Origin of the sequence: Hydrogenispora ethanolica (genome assembly GCF_004340685.1) — a bacterium.
Lineage (GTDB): Bacteria > Bacillota > UBA4882 > UBA8346 > UBA8346 > Hydrogenispora > Hydrogenispora ethanolica.
Map to the genome: position 1 here is coordinate 39,698 of NZ_SLUN01000016.1, position 16,945 is coordinate 56,642.

Here is a 16,945-nt window from a genome sequence, read left to right on the forward strand (position 1 = left end):
TTCACCCCTATTTCATTAGAAATGGCGGATACGCTTCCAGGTCGCCCCGTAAATGGCGGGCCAGCAGCAAGGCTTGAGCATACGGGATGAGGCCCACGGGGATTTTTTCTCCCAAAAAAGGATGCATGACCTCTTCCTGTTTTCGCTTTTGCCAGGCGGTAATTACATTTTTGCGGACCTCATCGGTCATCAGCACTCCGCCGGATTCCTTGGTCACAAACCCGGTAGCGCCGATCTGCCGGGTGTTGATGAGCGATACTACGAAGCGATCCACCAAATAGGGCCGCAACTCTTCCATCAGATCCAAGGCGAGGCTGGGCCGGCCAGGGCGCTCGCGATGCAAGAACCCTACCTGCGGATCGAGTCCGACGGTTTCCAATGCCGCCGTGCAATCATGGGCCAGCAAAGTATATAAGAAAGATAACAGGGCATTGACCGCATCGAGCGGCGGTCGCCGGCTGCGGCCGGTAAAAGTAAAAATGTCTTTAACTTCCAATATTAAGTGATCAAATACCCCATAGTAGACCCGCGCGCCTTCGCCCTCCACGCCACGTAGCATATCCAAGTGGCGACTATTGGCCGTCTTTTGCAGCTGAATGGTTAAGGCTTTAACCCCTTCCTGCACCATCGGCGGATCGCCCCGTTGCTCGTGATCACGCAGGAACCGCTGCAAAACGCAGCGGCAGTTGAAGATCTTTCCCAAAATAAACCCTTTGGCCAGTTGCAAAGCTTCCTCCGGACTATCGGCCTGACGGTACTGTCTGCGCCGCAACAAGACGTTGCCATTCACCCGCCCGCTGACCCGTGCCAAAAACTTGCCGCTCTCCGCGAGAAACGACAGGGCCACGCCCCGTTCGGCGCAGAGATGCATCAAGGCCGGGCTGGCGCCCGTATACCCGAAACAGACGATCCCTTCCAGGTTGTGAATGGGGATCCTGAGCTTAACCTCGTCATTCAGCAAAATCAAAACCGTTTCGCCTTCCTTGCCGAGGTAGGCTTCGGGGGATGTAACATACAACACATTCAGCAGTTTTCGCAAAACGTTATCCAAACCTCCATCATTTAATTCGTCGTTTACCGTTCGACGTTGTTGGTTGTTAGTCGCGAAAACCAGGAACCAAGAACTTGAATCCGCATTCAAAATTAGCATCAGCAACCAAGAACCTGATCGGCATCCTGAATCAGCGTCAACGTAATGCCTCGTCCAGATAACGCCGGACCGAACGCCGGGAGCCGGTCTTGGGCAGGCAGATCTCGACCAAAGAACAGCTTTTGCAGGCCGCGCTGTATTCGGCAGACGGAGTAACGCCTTTTTCGAACAGCTCATGCATCCCGGCTGTCAATTCCCGTACTCGATTTCTCAGGGAATCGTCGAACTCCACCGGTTGGCGGCGGCGCGTCCGGCCGTAAAACAGATCGCCCGTTGCAACCGGCGTTCCAAACATCTCCGCCAGGCAAATCCCTTGCGCGCAGAGCTGGACGATATCGCGGTCGTCGATTTTAGGCTGGCCGTACTTATACTCCACCGGATACGACCGCCAGCGGCCCGGGCGATCTTTTAGGACAATTCCGGTTTCATCGCGGTGAAACTCCACCACATCCGCTACGCCATACAGACCTAAAGTCCGGGAGACCAACGGCAGGGAACGGGTGACCAGCACCGCTCCCCGCGCTTCGGTGAAAAAGGGGTCGTCCGCCCGTTCATGCATCTCCCGGCCGCTGAAGGTCAACACATTCTCCTGCCACTGCTGCTCAATGTGGATCAAGGCCCACTGCCGGCGGCAGAAGGCGAAGTGCTGGATGCCGGAGAGCATGAGGAGATCGGAGTCGGGGTAAGATATGCTCATTTTATAGCCTTTCGAACAATTTTCACGCTTTAGGTGGTTATTTGTTTTCTCCAATATAAATGCCGGGCTTCAAACCATCCAACAATGTTTTGATTACCACGACAGGCTTCTTGCTGTCTTCATCCACCTGAATTTCGATACTATCATGGACATCCGCTGATGCATACTGTCCATTTTTGCAATTGTGTTTCCACCAAATTACACTTTCCACTTTCATACTGCCGGATGGACGCGCAGACGACTCGTCGTTTACAAACAACGTTCTCAATGCGGCAAGCAACTTATCCGCATCTTCGTCGCTGAAACCGGTTTTTTCGGCAAGCTGGCAGTTAATGCTTCCATATGTGACATAGACGCCATATTCCACGCGGTGCTTCATCCCCATAGTATCGCGGCCTTTTTTATCCGGGTCTTTTTCATCAGTTTCCAGATTGACGCCCTTTGTAATTTGCTGCGAATAGATATCAACCGGAGCTATGCTAACAGCACTCTGGATTGATACAGGACCACGTACGCCAATGGAAACGGAATCGCTGTCTTCTCCATTATCAAATGCAAATACTTGTCCAAATGCACGAACATCATACCAAGTCTTACATGCTATTTTAGCTACCTGATCAGAAATGCTTGGTTTTTTCTTTGTTTTTTTCTTTTCTTCGGCTGCATTCACAACTATTGTTTGAATTTCCTTATTTGCATCAAAGCGATCTTTGAGACTCCTAAAGGTATCTCCCTCTTTACGATTGGCGTCCGACTGGACAAAAATATCCTCGCCCATGTCCTGCAGGCGATTGCGCAATTTACGTTTCAGGCAGACGTCTGATACTTCTCCCAATCCCTCATAATCGATGCGCGGGCGATTGCCATTGAGCGGGTCACCGTTCGGATTGGCTTTTTTTACGGTAAAAACGACTGCAAAATCAATTTTCTTTGTTAAGCTCATTGTCTTCCCCTCCATTGTTATTATTGTTTTTTTGGTTTTTACGAAGCTCTTGTCTTTGGGCAAAGAAGCCTAGCAAATATTTTCCGTCAAGCGATGCGTCTCTTTCAAATGCCCCTGGTTCAAACAATTGCTTAATGTCCCCAATTAGGTTCAAATACCAACCGGCTCCGTTGAGCTGCTGTATGTATGGATTGAGCTGCTGCGTAAACAACATATTCCATGTACGAAACGGGTGCTGTGAAAATACCGTCATATAGCGTACTGCGTTTGTAGCGCGTTCGTCTTCCTTTGCTTTTCCTTGCTTATATCTCGCAGAAGATTCAATTTTATCCGCGACCGCCAGCAATCTTCCGTATAGATAATCCCGGTCGCGCCTTTCTGTTTCAAGTTCCACAGCAATTTCCTCCTTTTTATAATCGTAATAATATCGCTTAATCAGTGCGCAAGCCGCGCCAAGTACATATTCCCAATCCCGCCAGCGGTCACTATTGCTCTTCGCGCCCGTGTTCTCAAACGCAAGAGGATTTGATGCCCGGTTTAATGCGGCATTTACCATTGAAGCGGGTATTCTTTCCCCGTCAAATATACAGTGTACCAGTTGTTCACGAAGATTTTTGACAAGCTTATCATAAGATTCGTCTTTTTGCTTTCTGCGCTTGCCCAAAACCGCCAACGCGATACGGTCTACTGCGGGCGCTCCAATGAAATAGCCTGTCTTGTATGTTCCGTCCGCATCTTTTCCGAACGGCTGATACCATTTGCAGGTGTTGTGCCAATTTTCAATACGTTCTTCATATTCGTTTTCAGACAGCTCACGATAGTAAGTTACCGATAGCCTACCTGTTGTGGCAGCGTCAGTAGACATTATAGAAATGCGACGTATGTGTGTTTTGAGCTTGCTGGATGTACTGTAGCCGGACAATGCTTTTTTCAATGCGTTCGCATAATCGACATAAATAGCATTTTCGGCAAGCGTCAGTCTTTCTTCGTCGGTCTGTGCCACCGCGTTGTAAACATCATAGCTATCATCATAAAAGCCCGGCACATCCGGTATACTATCAATTGCCCATGCAACGATTGCTTGCGAATCGCATCGATAGCAGCTCGGTTTTGATATCAGCCACCGCAGTGCTTGATGTGCCTTTTGTGAAGCCTCAAAACTAACGGTAACGGCTTGTGACGGTTGTTTGAACCGTCCTCGAAATGTAAAATTGGTGCCGTCGTTTCCTGTAATCAACTTTGCATTTCCCGAAGAACGGTTGATACTTTTGGGATGTTTTTCCGTAAAGGCGGATTTATCACCGGTAATATAACAGACGTCTTTCGATTGTCTCTTTGCGATATCTTCGCTCAGATAGAAGTCGATCCACGCCTTCCATAACTCCGGCATCATCCATAGTCTGTCTTCAAATGAATTATCAAAGTTCACGCAAAAACCTACGAACATGTCATCTTTGACGGTCATCTGAAAAGATAGTAAATCGTCTGATATCGTACCTTTCACTACGTAGTGATACACAGCGGCAATTGCTTGATAAGCATACGAGTATTTCGAATTATTTTTCAGATATACCATCCATTTTTCCAGGTTATCTACGTATTTTTGGGTGAACAAGTATTTTATTTGGTCAAAAAGCGGATGAGGGAAGTCAATTGCTTTGGTTCCGGATCTTGCTTCAGACTCATCTGTACAGGGAACGCAAATCAGAGTTTTATTTTTTGCTGAGGACTTTATATTTTCGGCTCTTTGGAATGTTCCATCTTTTTTAAGATGCACGATCACATCGAGTTCAGTAAGCAAATGCCCGAGAGGTAGCAACATTGTTGTTTGATTTTCGCCACATATTCCAACAGCATCGGCGCAGGCATCGTATGTATCACAGAGATTCTGCATCCAACTCATGTATTCTCACCTCCCTCGATAAAAGCTCATCAATTCCTGGTTCGTCAAGTCCGAGAAAGTTTTCTCCGATAATAAACTCTTTCTTTTTCATGGGCTTAATGAATCTTCTCACGATTTCCGGCGAGTCTTCAAAGGGAAGCGGAAAAACGATTCTGCCGTCTTTCATCACAGCATTTCTCCACAAGCGCACAAACATTTCGTCTTTTCCCGTCTCATCAGGATAATCGAATCCATGCACCATCAGCCCAAAGTCGATCTCGCCGTAATTATCGTAAAAGCTGGCGCCTTCGCCAAAAACGCATGGCTTAACATATCCCTGACACTCTCTCGTACCCAGGAAAATGTCTCTACGTCCACCGCGCTCAATCATACGCTTGGCTATATTATGGTGCTTATTTTCATTGCGGTCATCGGCAAACTCAGGTCTGTTCATATTCCAATCGAAGTGAGCGCGCACTTGATAGCAAACATCCTTTAAATATGTATAATACGCAAGATCGTTTCCCTCTGATGAATACTTGATTGGACGTATGCCTTTGGACTGCGTCTGAATTTTGTTTATAACACGAATTTCATCAACATACCAAATCAACGTCGGCTTCCAGTAAACGCTCTCAAGAATTCCTTTCAATGCCTGATAGGTCGGAACCTGATAGGAAAACTTCTCGCCGCCAACTCTTGTAATCGGGTCGGAAAACAGCGCATATTTTCCAAAGACAACAAATTCAACTGTGTTGCGATATCGCATTACGATCCCTCCTCAACAATCAAAATTTCAGCGCTTATATCAAAGATAACACCAAGTTTATTACTGTAATAAAGTGAATTCAGTGTCAAAATTTCATCGTCTATCAAAGTCAAGGCTCCCAATTCGTCCAACCTTTTTATTTGATAGGGGTATAAAGAGACAGAATATCGCCCAATTTGACGAAGCAGAGCATTTTTCCCCTTTATATCTGCGCGTTTATACTTTTCGGCAAGTTTAGCGCCATCTGCATATGGAACAAGAACGCCGGTGGTACGCTGATCAATCACAGAGAACTGCTCTCCTGCTGTTTGAAAAGCCTGCCACAATGCCGGCGGATTGGTTCCGCCTCTGTTTTGATATGCACCGATTCCCTTTTTATTGTTCGACAGCAAGTCGTATAGATTTCCCAGTTCTTTTACGGGATAACACATCTGAGATTTTTGCTTTTCAAAGTATTCTTTATAATAACGTTCGATGACAGCGGGCGACAGCAGGTCTGATGGGTTTTCCGCAAGTATTCGGTAAGTGATATCCGCTCCGCATTTTATATCCGGAAGCATAGATAAATCTTCTTTAGAAAGGTTGATTATATAAACGTTTTTCCCGCTTGGATTTTCTCCGTTACGATTACAACGTCCCGCAGCCTGTGCTATGCTGTCCATACCGGCGATTGCGCGAATGACGCAACTGAACGAAATATCGACGCCCGCCTCGATCAATTGCGTACTGATACAAAGGATATTTTTCTGTTTTTTATCTTTTATTTTGTTTATTATATTTAGACGATGCGCCGGACACATTGTAGTACTCAGGTGAATCAACTCAATCTGTTCCTGTGGATTTGTTTGTGCATAGCTTTCGAGCGATTTGTAAATTATGGCAGCGTCTTTCTTTGTATTCAGGATGACAAGACAATTTCCCTCTTCTCTGAATCTATCCAGTACAAACTGCTGAAGCACGTCCGTCGAATAGCCTCCAGGAATCGTGTGATCTTTAATGTATGTCCTTTTTAGTTTACGAAAACTCTCACTCATATCCGCAATCAAAGAAGATGGCTTTGATAGAATAGGTTTTTCGGTCTCGTTAAGCGGAGGTTGTGTAGCCGTACACAACAAAATCGAACAGCCTGCGCAGTAATATAAATAATTGACCGCTTCGTTAAAAAGATACGTGCACTTCAGCGGCAACGACTGGACTTCATCAAAGATAAATACAGCGTTGCCCATATTGTGAAATTTCCGCAAATCGCTGCTTTTGCTTGAATAGATACTTTCCAAAAACTGTACCATCGTTGTGATGATAATTGGGCTATCCCATCGATCAGTTAGAAGGCGGTATGCCTGCGCTTCCTCCGGATCGTCACTGATGATAAGGTTTGAATGATGCTCCAAAATAAAACTATCGGCAGGCTTGAACTGCAATGCCTTTTTGATATCTTTTGCTGTTTGCTCTAGAACCGAAAGGTAAGGTATTACATAGATTACATGTTCAGCTTCATGAATTCTTGCATGATTCAACGCAAATCGAAGGCTTGACAGAGTCTTCCCACCGCCGGTTGGAACATCCAACCGATAAATGCCCTTGGGTCGATTGGCTGCACAAAGACACTTTTCGGAGATTTCACGGCGGATTATGTTAATGCCTGATGTCGCCGAAAAAGTTGATATTTTCTGCTCCAGCCGTTGCGCATATTCTTCCCACGGGGGTAACTGTATCTTGATTTCCGACACTTTATTTATTTCGAAACAATAGGCATTATACCGGTCAGAGTCCACCAAACACGAAAAAACGCTCTTTGTCAGAAGATGGAGCATAAATGCGACATTAAGATTATTAGCCTTGCATGTTTCGATAAATTTTCTCAGCTCATTCCCGCATTGCTTGAGAGTATCTGACACGCTGCTTATAGAAATATGTTCCTCTTCTGCTGCCTTAATTACTTCAGCATAATGGAGACCGTCATTTTCTCTTACGAGTCTATCACGGAATGGCGTGTTTCCACACGGAGATATGCCGTCCATCAAACCACCATGATGATTTGCAATACAGATAGCAGAGATTTCGCGTGCCAGAGCCATAATCAAATCGTTATCGCTTGATTGCGATTCAAATAAAAACTTAGCACCTTGGGTTGAATGGATTATAGAACCTTTTCCATTGGGTTTATTACCGAGCTTTTCATTCATGTAGCTGCGCTTAAGATACTCGACAAATTCTGATGATAATTTCCCCATATCATGGAACAACGCAGTCGTTCGGCATATCTCTGATGCTGCAAACTTCTTGCCGATATTACAAGCGTACTCGGCACACTCTTGTAAATGCTGCCTTGTTGGCTGTTCTCTTCCATCCTCTGCAATTCGGGAAATATACATTCGAAGTTCTCCTTATTCTTAAATTCCAGTTATCGATGCCATTAGGGCAGCTTTCAACGGTAAAACGATCGTTTTCATGGGTTGATGGCTTTAAATGGTATGGCTGAATAGTTCCATCCATATTAAAAAGGTTACTCATCCTATTCTTTTGAGCTCCATCTTGTATCCGTATAATCACTTTCAAACGTGCAAATCATCTGTTTTTTGACAACGAAGGATGGTAGGGCAAGGGGTCTATAGGTCGCATACAAGGCTTGCAATTCCTTTCTCAGTTTCATTCTACCATCCCCCCCTGACCAACGCTGGTCAGTGAACAACCGTTTGCTTCTCGCGAATATCGTTCCAACCCCGCAGCCAACTGTCTGACCACCATCTGGCGCAAGCTTTGCGGTTTCAAGACTTCCGCTTCACCGCCAAAGGTTAAAACCCACCGGGCCACCTGGGCAAGGTTACATCCCTTCGCCGTAAACCGCAATGTTCCACCTGCTTCCTCCCACAATTGTTGCTCAGGATGAAATTGAGTCTCCCTCACAAAACGGGCCGATTCGCCCCAAAAACGGATCGTAAATTGAAAAACCTCACCAAGTTCAATACCCCAAGCCGCTCCTAAAGGCGAAGCAGCCAATATTTCCGGTGGCGGAACAAATTTCTCCGGCAACACCCGCAGCTTCCGGATGCGATCCACCCGGAACTGCCGTTGTTCCTTGCGCCAGTGACATAAACCGACCAAATACCAAAATCCGTCTTTAAAAATTAAATGATACGGATCGATCGTCCGCACATTACTATCATCCCTTGAAAAACAGTAATATTCCAATTCGATTCGCTTCGATTCCCGCATCGCCAGATTGAGATTGCGAAACAAATCCCCTTTCATCGAATAGTCCGCGGAAAAACCCGCGACCACATCCACCCGGCCATCGAGATTTTCAATTTCATCTCGCAGTCCTCTCGGCAAGAGGGCCATTATTCTTTCTTTAACCCGTTTTACAGGAAAAAGCGCCTTCTGCCGCTCCACCAGTTTCAAACCGTAGAGCAAAGAAAGCGCTTCATCCAAGGAAAAAGAAATATCCTGCAATAAAAAATTTTCGGCCAAACGATAGCCGTTATCGTTATACAGCGGCACCCCCGCGTAATCCAGCACCCTCAAATCCCGGAAGATCTGCCGGGAGCCGATCCCGCATTCCCGGGCCAACTCCTCGGACGACAGTCCCGGATGGTTTTGAATGGTGTGAATCAGTTTCAATAGGCGGGGTAGCCGATCACCTTTGGGCATGACGCTACACCTTCATTCCATGGATAATATTTATGTTATTTCCAGGCCATTCCGGTTTTTCCTCCTATAAAACGGATAATTCTTACTAAATTTACAATGCTTCCGTACCCTTCCACTTTCCCAACTTTCCACAGTGTAAGAATCTCGCAGAGGCTTGAAAGGCAGCGGATCGAGCTGATTTTTTCTATCGATACCATTATAAGAATCAACCATTTATTCTTCCAGCACGGCGGCAAGCGTTGCTTCGCCCCGTCCCACCCGCTCAACCCACAGGCCCAACAGTATTCCGTCCAATAATCCCTGACCATAAACCAGTTCGTCCTGGCGGTTCATTTGCGCCGTCCGGCCGGCGTCATATTCGTCCAGCATCTGCCGTTCTTCAGGAGGCAAGCGTGCAAAGACCCGATCCAGTAGTACTCGCTGTTGTCGACCCAATTCCCGGTATTCCGGATCTTCGGACAGAATCTCCTCATGGATCTGATAGAGACGGTTGAAAATAAACGCTTGTATTCCTTTGCTTTTGCTGCTCAACATGGCAAAAACCTCCAAAACGGATGAAGACGAATCAATTATGTGATTTATATTCACATTATATTATAAACAAAATAATAAAACAACTATTTTGGGATTAAATTTCACAAGTATAGCGTTTAATTTTTCGCTGATATATGCTAAGGATATTGGAGTGTGAAAAATGAGCACATTCGGAGAACGCTTAAAGCTATTGCGAAAAAACAAAGATCTTACTCAAAAAGAATTAGCGGATCAGCTCGCCGTCAACCGTGACGCTTTGGCGAAGTGGGAAACGGATCGTGCTTTTCCGGATATCAGCATTCTCGTGGAAATAGCGAAGTTTTTTAATATTACCGCAGATGAATTGTTAGGAAGAGAGTCGGATAGTTTCCCGGTACAAATTATGACAATGCTTAGACAAGCTGAAGGCATGTTAAGCAAGGAAGAAAAACAATTCTTGATGGAAATGATCAGCCATTATATCGATACCGTTCGCAGCAAGAAGAAAAATTAAAGATTCTTTACTTCTGAATCGCATCCTATCAGATAATCTTCAAGGTTGGTAAAAGAACTTCTTTATCCTGTGTTATTTTTTGGAAAACAGCCTCGTGGAAAAAACGAAATTTAACGGATCATCGTTCTCCATCCCCTACCTTTCTCCAAAGCTTCCTCTCCCGCAAGATTATTTGTGAAACCAGTTAATGTAGCAAGTTGATAAGAAGACATCAACCTACTTCTGGTCTATTCGCCCCCACGGCGGTTTGGTATAATAATAAAGACAACTAAAATAAAAGGAGGAATCTTCCATGCCGTTCATCCATGCCAAAACCAATCAAAACATCGCGCCGGAAACGGAGCAAAAGCTCAAAAAGGAATTGGGGCGGGCCATCGAATGCTTGAAGGGCAAAAGCGAGACCTGGCTGATGCTGTGCTTTGAGCCCAATCAAAAAATGTGGTTTCAAGGCACGGACGCTCCCGCCGCCATGGTGCAGGTGGATATCTTCGGCAAGGCGTCCGATCAGGAGTACAATGCGTTAACCAAGGAAATTTGCAGGCTTTTCAATTCGGAACTGCAGATTCCGCAAAACCGGATCTATGTGAAATATTCGGAAAATACCCATTGGGGATGGAACGGCGGCAATTTCTAGCGGAAAATTCGACGTTAATCAGCGGCTTCAAGCCCTTTCCGGTCATTTCTTCCATGAAAAGGATGCTTGTTCCCAAGTTTGGAATGCATCCAGCCGCTACATCTCCATTCCTCCCTTGATTGAAAAACCCGGCCTTCGGCCGGGTGGCGGTACAAACACTTGGGAGACATGGCTATGAACCGGTTTTTTCTAATGATATCAATGATATCATTGTATCACGAGATCTCGAATTGAAAGTATGGAATTGATATTGATTTTGGCTAAAAAACCCGTTTCGTAACGGGATCTTCCTTGGAAGCACTCTCGTCTCCGGCACGACGGCCGGCGGCCCATGGAAGAACCCGGCGCACCGCGGCAACAGCCAAACGCGGCAGCGGCTTTTCATGAATATTACAATATCAATTCCAGTTCATTTTCATCTTGTATCGGGATCCCGTCGCTCCCCCGAAGCGGGATTTCCGGTTTCAATTTCCGCGAATCTTCGATGGCCTGGCGATAGATCGCAACCAACGAAAAGTTTCGCAATTGATAAAAGCGGATCGCCGCTAAATTATCATTGGTCGTTATCAACCACACCCGGCGACAGCCCCGGTCGGCGGCGAGCCGTTTGATAGCATCGAGTAAAGCCGAGCCAATCCCGATCCGCTCGATCAAGCTTTGTAAAAGAACCAATTCACACGCTTTATCTCCAATATGATATAAGGCGACACCCGCGGGTTTGCCGTTCTGTTCCGCAATAAAGCCCGGAAGTTCAAGGGCCTGATGAACCCGGCCCCTGGTTACGATTTTCTCAGAACCCCAGTTTTCTTTCAGACACAATAAAAGCCATTCCCCGTCCGCATCGGTTTTTTCCCGCACTTGAAATTGCAACTCGTTTCACTCCCCTTTTTAGACCCTACTATTCATTTTTTGTCCGGACTTGTGTTTTGCGATATTTTATGTCGCCCCGGTTCACTCCCGGGCAAGCAGCCAGTATACATGATTTCCGTACAAACAATATCACCGAATTGTCCGGCCGTCAGCGTCGAGAATTGCCCCTCCGTCTCACCGCCCGCCGCCTCCGTCCTCTTTCCCGAACCCTCCGTTCCCCATCTCGGCCCCCCTAATATATCAGTCGATCTCCTCTCATGTCAGGTATGGTCTTCCGTCCAACTAGGATATTCTTCATCCTTGTTAGGATGAAAGCCATCCTTGTAAGGGATCCTTCGATCCTTTCAAAGGATCTTACGATCCTTGTAAGGGATGCCATGATCCGTGTTAGGGATGGTTTTCATCCTTGTAAGGGATCCCATGATCCTTTCATAGGATCCTGTGATCCTTTCTTCCCGAAGGTTCATCCTAGCATCCCGGAGCCTTCGGGAACCATCCCGGAGGTTCCGGGATAAAGGACCAAACCTTCGGGATGCTTCCCCGAACCTCCGGGAAAGAGGACGAATTCTTCGGGAAACATCCACGACTCTTCGGGAAGCTTCCCCGAGATTCCGGGAAGCTTCCCCGGGGTCCGTCCCAGCCGGGGGAAGCCTGATCCGGCCGGTCGAACGGCTTGGGCAAACGGATTGAGATGAGGGAATTGACGCAGTAGGTGCCGGATGAAAGAACGGCCCTGTCCCAAGCCGGAGTGGTCGCGCTCCCCGGGCCTCCGGGACCGCCCCGGCTACAAGATGGAAGTCCGAGCCAGGACGGCTAAAGGCAAACGGCCAGGGATGGCAATACGCGCAGCCCCTTCCGAGGCTAATTTTCAGCAAAATATTTCATCCCATTTTTTAGGGCCTTTCAAGGTCCTTTCACCTTGTAGCCGGGTGATTTATCGCCCGGTCGGCGTTCAATTTCGTCAGCTAAATTTTTCCACGACCGCTTGATGACCTTGCTGGGAGCGGGAAGGCTTCAGCGCGAGCATCCGGGGCGGGATATGGCGAAAGGTGGAATGAGCATCAGCGCCCGAATACCTCAAAACTGCTCGTTCATACTGAAGACCCAGCAGACATCGTGATCGGAATTCCTGGCCTGATCCAGCCGGATTTGCCCCAGGATCGGCACGTTATAACGAAAACCGATCCCATAGTCGGATTTCAGGACGGTATCGCCGCCATTCAACAGTTGCCCGACATCATAGAACAGCACCAGCTTCAGCTGTTTATCGGCCGGGAAACGGTACCGCAGTTCGGCATTGGCCAGCAGATACCCCTCCCCGATCAACTGGCGGGTGGCGGCATTCTCGAAACGGTCATCCTCATAGCCGCGCAGCTTGTACATTCCGCCGAGGTATAGCGCCTCATCATCCGGATATTCCCCCGCCAGGTAAGCTCCTTGCAACCGGGTGGCCAACACCAGGTTTTCGCGGAACGGATGGAACCACTTTCCTTCGAGCACGGTTTTCTGATAATCATAGGCCCCGCCCAGATACTGGCCGGCCACCGTCCAGTCGGCGGAGAGCCGGTAACCGCCGCCCACAAAGTACGGATCCTGATAGATTAAGCGGTCTTTCGCCAAACCGAACTCGATGGAATGGTCCCGGTAGGCGCCGGGAGAAGCCAGCGCGGCCAAGGGCAGGGAAGGTTGGCTATGATCGCTGCCCGCCGGCCAATACGAATGGATCTCATTCCTTTCGAAATTGAACTTGATCCGGCCGCTCACATAACGCGAAATCGGATGGCCGAAGGAGAGCGAGATTCCCAGGCGTTGCCGGTCCAGATCATAGCGATCGTCGGCGCCGAGACCCCAGCGCCGCATGGTCGAGGTCATGCTGTCCCTGGTATTCCACAGCGCCAGCCCGAATGAGGCATGCTTATCCGTAAGCCAGGGCTCATAGAAGTTGAATTGCACATTGCGGCCGTCGGAGCTGAAATCGGCGTCCAGAGCGATGCTCTGGCCCAGCCCCATCAGATTGGATTCCGAGAAGCTCACCAGACCGGTGAGCTGGTGGGTGGAGTCGTTCACCGAGATACCCGGCGTAAAAGCCGCCGTGCCGCTCACTTCTTTGACCGCCAGCGCCAGGTCCAGCGCGTCGGGGACGGCGCTCTGCCGCAGATCGGGAACGACTTCCTCGAACAAGCGCAGCCGGTAAAGGTTGGAGATATCTTCCTTCAGGCGGTTCAGATCGATCAGCGCGCCTTCCCGGGCCGACAACTCCCGGCGGATGACGACCTCCTTGGTCTTCGCCAACCCCGCGATCGTTACTTTGCCGTACCGTAACTCCCGCAGTTCGACCCGGACCACGCCGTCTTCGGATAGCACCGGACCGCCCCCGGACCTGGGCTCGATTAATAAGCCTTTTTTCTCCCTGCAGGCTTTCAGCGCTTTGGCCAGATCCTCTTGGAAGGCGGCCGCATTGAAGATCGCCCCCGGCTTTTGAGAAAAATAAGGCAGCAGTTCCCCCGGTTCGGCCTCGGTCAACCCAGTCAGCCGGACCTCCCGAAAGGGCGGGTTTTCAGTGACCTCAAAGACCAATTTGACCCCGTCCAGCATCTCTTCCGTGTGAAACCGGACATTCCGGAAATACCCCAGGGCCATGATCGCCTGCAGATCCCGCTGAATCTCCCGGGAATCCAGCGGGAATCCGATCCGCGAGTTGGAGACCGCGCCCAGAATCGTTTCGGAGGCAATCCGGGTATTGCCTTGCACATCCAGCGTCACGAGGACCGGTCCGGCCTCGGCCCCCGCCAGGCGGCACCCGCCGCTTCCAGCCCCCAAAGAACCAAGAAAACGCCGATCCATCGGAACCGTTTACAAGCTTCCAAAAGAGTTACCTCCTTATGGATTGATAACCTTTTATTGGATCACAATTATGTAAAAGTAACGGAATGAAGCTTCGTTGGTTCCCGCCCGGGCGTTGATTCTCAAAGGATTCCCGCCTCCCGCTGCTACTTTCCGGCGTTTTCCCCGGCTCGGCCGGCCTCGTCTTCCGGCTGCTCAATGCCGGCAATTTTTCCGATTCAACTCAATATGGATTAACAAAAAACTATGGCAACCATCGCCATAGTCCATTGCGCCGAACCATCCTCCGGAGAGCCGCTCCGAAGTCCCGCCCCTATCGTTTTACCGTTGCTCCATCCTCCTCAGCCGTTTCAGCATCCAAGCCATGAGCCACCCCCAAATCACGGAAAGAATGAAGTGAGTGACCGCAGTGCGAAAATCCATTTTCAGGCCGTCCTCGATCTTAAAGATGATATCGACGGCATAGATCATAAACCAGACTAACACACCCCAAATCAGCCCTTTGCTATAAAAATAACGTTCCGAAATATGGGGCAGCAGATAACTGAAGGCCACGCCCAATACTCCCGCGAAAAAGAGCTGAATCATCAGTGCAAAAAGGGTTTCCCAAATATTCGGATTGCGCTCGCTGAATGCAAAGATGGTGACAAAATGAATATAATCGAACTTGTCCAGGTGAAAGAGCCCGGACAGCATATCAAGGATGACAATGGGGATATCCGCCACCACTCCGGCCACATAGCCATTCATAAACCGATCCTTCATCGCTTGAACCTCATCGATAATTTTTATCCCAAATTTGCCTCTTATTACCATTAGTCTTTTCAACTATGGGCTATTTATTACAGAAAATTTTTTAAAACCCAGCTGCAAAGCAGGTGGCCGCCGTCTAGAAGCGTTGTGATAAACCCCGTCCGAAGGTCGGGGTGAACACAAAAGCTCAGAGAAGCGAGGGATAAAGTCGATTTTTAATCCTTTGAAAGAGTGATTTCCGAATTTGAGGACTTTATCACATGGCTTCTGGAATACGGCTACTTCCGCCTCGAAACGACTATTATCGTTGATGTTGAAAAACTCGTTATACGCCCCGCATATAACACCGGCGATAACAATCATCAAATGTTGCAGCGGAAAGGCCGGTCGGCGACCATTGCAACTCAGCGGGAAAATCACCTATCAAGGAGGATTCTCCCACAGGGCAGCCTTTCTTCATCAAGTCGATAATGCTCCTCTCCTTACCCAATGGTTCTCTCGAATTACTTCTCCCAAAAATTCTTAAAAAGACTCTTTACAATCATTCCAATTTATATTAATATTAAAAATGTAATTATTACAAATTCAGAACAGGAGGCATTCATCATGAATTTAAAAGGTAGTCGCACGGAAAAAAACATTTTGACCGCTTTCGCCGGTGAATCCCAAGCCAGAAACCGCTATACTTACTACGCCGGCAAAGCCCGCCAGGAAGGTTTCGTCCAGATCGCCGATATTTTTGAGGAGACCGCCAATCAAGAACGCGAACACGCCAAACGGTTGTTCAAATTGTTGGAAGGCGGCGAAGTCGAGATCACCGCTGCTTTCCCGGCCGGAGTCATCGCCGATACCGCCGCTAACCTGGGAGCCAGCGCCGCCGGGGAGAATCACGAACACACCGCCATGTATCCCGATTTCGCCAAAATCGCCCGCGAGGAAGGCTTTGAGGTCATCGCCAAAATCTTCGAGGCGATCGCGGTGGCTGAGAAACAACACGAGAAGCGTTTCCTGGAATTGCAGGCCAATGTCCAGAACGGCAAAGTCTTCAAGAAGGATCAGCCGGTGGTTTGGCGCTGTCGGAACTGCGGTTACCTGCATGAAGGCACGGAAGCGCCGGGAGCCTGCCCCGCTTGCGCCCATCCGCAAGCCCACTTTGAATTGCTGGGCGAAAACTGGTAAGAATGTCGCCCGCCGCTTCCTTTGAAGCATAGCGCACTGAGCGATCGTATAAAAGGTGCGCGGCCCGGCAAACTGATGTCTGAGGAAAGAACGGGGAATGAACCATGGAAAACATGCTGGACCGCGAGATCAGCCGGTTGCTGTCCGAGAAGGATATCCGCCCGACTTATCAGCGGCTGGAGATCATGCGGTATCTCTTTGAACACCGGGTCCACCCCACCGCCGAGATGATCTATGCCGAACTGAAAGAGCGTTTGCCGACCTTCTCCAAGACGACAGTCTATAACACCTTGAAACTGCTGCAGGAGAAGGGCCTGCTGGCGGCGCTGGCCACCGCCGAGGATCAGGTGCGCTATGAAGCCAACCTGATCCCGCACGGCCATTTTCAGTGCGTTCAGTGCGGCCGTTTGTTTGATATCGATATCCCGGAGGCTTTCCCCACGCAACAAAGTTTGGCGGGCCACAGGATTCTCGAATATCAGATCATCATCCGGGGCATCTGCCGCGACTGCCGGGAACGGGAACAACCGGAATAGCGGCTGTTGC

15 protein-coding genes are annotated in these 16,945 nt (G+C 48.6%); 4 read left to right on the forward strand and 11 right to left on the reverse strand.

What is annotated here, in order from left to right; genetic code table 11:
* Positions 1–7 precede the first annotated feature (7 nt).
* The 8 genes from cas1c to EDC14_RS13740 form a co-directional block, all read right to left on the reverse strand.
* The gene (gene cas1c, locus EDC14_RS13705; protein ID WP_132014873.1) at positions 8–1,039 is read right to left on the reverse strand and encodes a type I-C CRISPR-associated endonuclease Cas1c; all 1,032 of its coding nucleotides are present in this window, start codon (positions 1,037–1,039) and stop codon (positions 8–10) included.
* Between the two features lie 148 nt (positions 1,040–1,187).
* Entirely contained in the window at positions 1,188–1,847 is a 660-nt protein-coding gene (gene cas4 / locus EDC14_RS13710) for a CRISPR-associated protein Cas4 (protein WP_132014874.1), read from the reverse strand.
* Between the two features lie 37 nt (positions 1,848–1,884).
* Positions 1,885–2,790, reverse strand: coding sequence for a type I-C CRISPR-associated protein Cas7/Csd2 (cas7c, locus tag EDC14_RS13715; RefSeq protein ID WP_132014875.1), 906 nt, complete (start codon positions 2,788–2,790; stop codon positions 1,885–1,887).
* Positions 2,768–4,693 carry a type I-C CRISPR-associated protein Cas8c/Csd1 gene (cas8c, locus tag EDC14_RS13720; protein WP_132014876.1) on the reverse strand — a complete coding sequence of 642 codons (1,926 nt, stop codon included), beginning with the start codon at positions 4,691–4,693 and terminating at the stop codon, positions 2,768–2,770. Before cas8c ends, cas7c begins: the two co-directional genes overlap by 23 nt.
* A complete protein-coding gene (gene cas5c / locus EDC14_RS13725; RefSeq protein WP_132014877.1) occupies positions 4,668–5,441 on the reverse strand; it encodes a type I-C CRISPR-associated protein Cas5c in 774 nt (257 codons plus the stop codon). Before cas5c ends, cas8c begins: the two co-directional genes overlap by 26 nt.
* Positions 5,441–7,816, reverse strand: coding sequence for a CRISPR-associated helicase Cas3' (cas3, locus tag EDC14_RS13730; RefSeq protein ID WP_132014878.1), 2,376 nt, complete (start codon positions 7,814–7,816; stop codon positions 5,441–5,443). The genes cas5c and cas3 overlap by 1 nt, the downstream gene beginning before the upstream one ends.
* A gap of 274 nt (positions 7,817–8,090) precedes the next feature.
* A complete protein-coding gene (locus tag EDC14_RS13735; RefSeq protein WP_132014879.1) occupies positions 8,091–9,092 on the reverse strand; it encodes a helix-turn-helix transcriptional regulator in 1,002 nt (333 codons plus the stop codon).
* 213 nt (positions 9,093–9,305) lie between these two features.
* On the reverse strand, positions 9,306–9,626 hold the full coding sequence (locus tag EDC14_RS13740) for a hypothetical protein (RefSeq protein ID WP_132014880.1): 321 nt from the start codon (positions 9,624–9,626) through the stop codon (positions 9,306–9,308).
* A 160-nt stretch (positions 9,627–9,786) separates the two neighbouring features.
* Here EDC14_RS13740 and EDC14_RS13745 point away from each other — a divergent pair, with 160 nt between their 5' ends.
* Both EDC14_RS13745 and EDC14_RS13750 read left to right on the forward strand, forming a co-directional pair.
* Entirely contained in the window at positions 9,787–10,119 is a 333-nt protein-coding gene (locus EDC14_RS13745) for a helix-turn-helix domain-containing protein (protein WP_132014881.1), read from the forward strand.
* 292 nt (positions 10,120–10,411) lie between these two features.
* Entirely contained in the window at positions 10,412–10,753 is a 342-nt protein-coding gene (locus tag EDC14_RS13750; protein ID WP_132014882.1) for a phenylpyruvate tautomerase MIF-related protein, read from the forward strand.
* 390 nt (positions 10,754–11,143) lie between these two features.
* On the opposite strand, the gene EDC14_RS13755 is transcribed toward EDC14_RS13750, so the two are convergent.
* From EDC14_RS13755 to EDC14_RS13765, 3 genes are all read right to left on the reverse strand, one after another.
* Positions 11,144–11,623: a GNAT family N-acetyltransferase gene (locus EDC14_RS13755; protein WP_243662927.1), complete on the reverse strand. Its 480-nt coding sequence runs from the start codon at positions 11,621–11,623 to the stop codon at positions 11,144–11,146.
* Between the two features lie 1,077 nt (positions 11,624–12,700).
* Positions 12,701–14,467, reverse strand: coding sequence for a BamA/OMP85 family outer membrane protein (locus EDC14_RS13760; protein WP_132014883.1), 1,767 nt, complete (start codon positions 14,465–14,467; stop codon positions 12,701–12,703).
* 321 nt (positions 14,468–14,788) lie between these two features.
* On the reverse strand, positions 14,789–15,232 hold the full coding sequence (locus EDC14_RS13765; RefSeq protein ID WP_132014884.1) for a hypothetical protein: 444 nt from the start codon (positions 15,230–15,232) through the stop codon (positions 14,789–14,791).
* A 591-nt stretch (positions 15,233–15,823) separates the two neighbouring features.
* Here EDC14_RS13765 and rbr point away from each other — a divergent pair.
* Both rbr and EDC14_RS13775 read left to right on the forward strand, forming a co-directional pair.
* The gene (gene rbr, locus EDC14_RS13770; RefSeq protein ID WP_165908020.1) at positions 15,824–16,399 is read left to right on the forward strand and encodes a rubrerythrin; all 576 of its coding nucleotides are present in this window, start codon (positions 15,824–15,826) and stop codon (positions 16,397–16,399) included.
* Positions 16,400–16,503: 104 nt separating this feature from the next.
* A complete protein-coding gene (locus EDC14_RS13775) occupies positions 16,504–16,935 on the forward strand; it encodes a Fur family transcriptional regulator (RefSeq protein ID WP_132014886.1) in 432 nt (143 codons plus the stop codon).
* Positions 16,936–16,945: the final 10 nt, after the last annotated feature.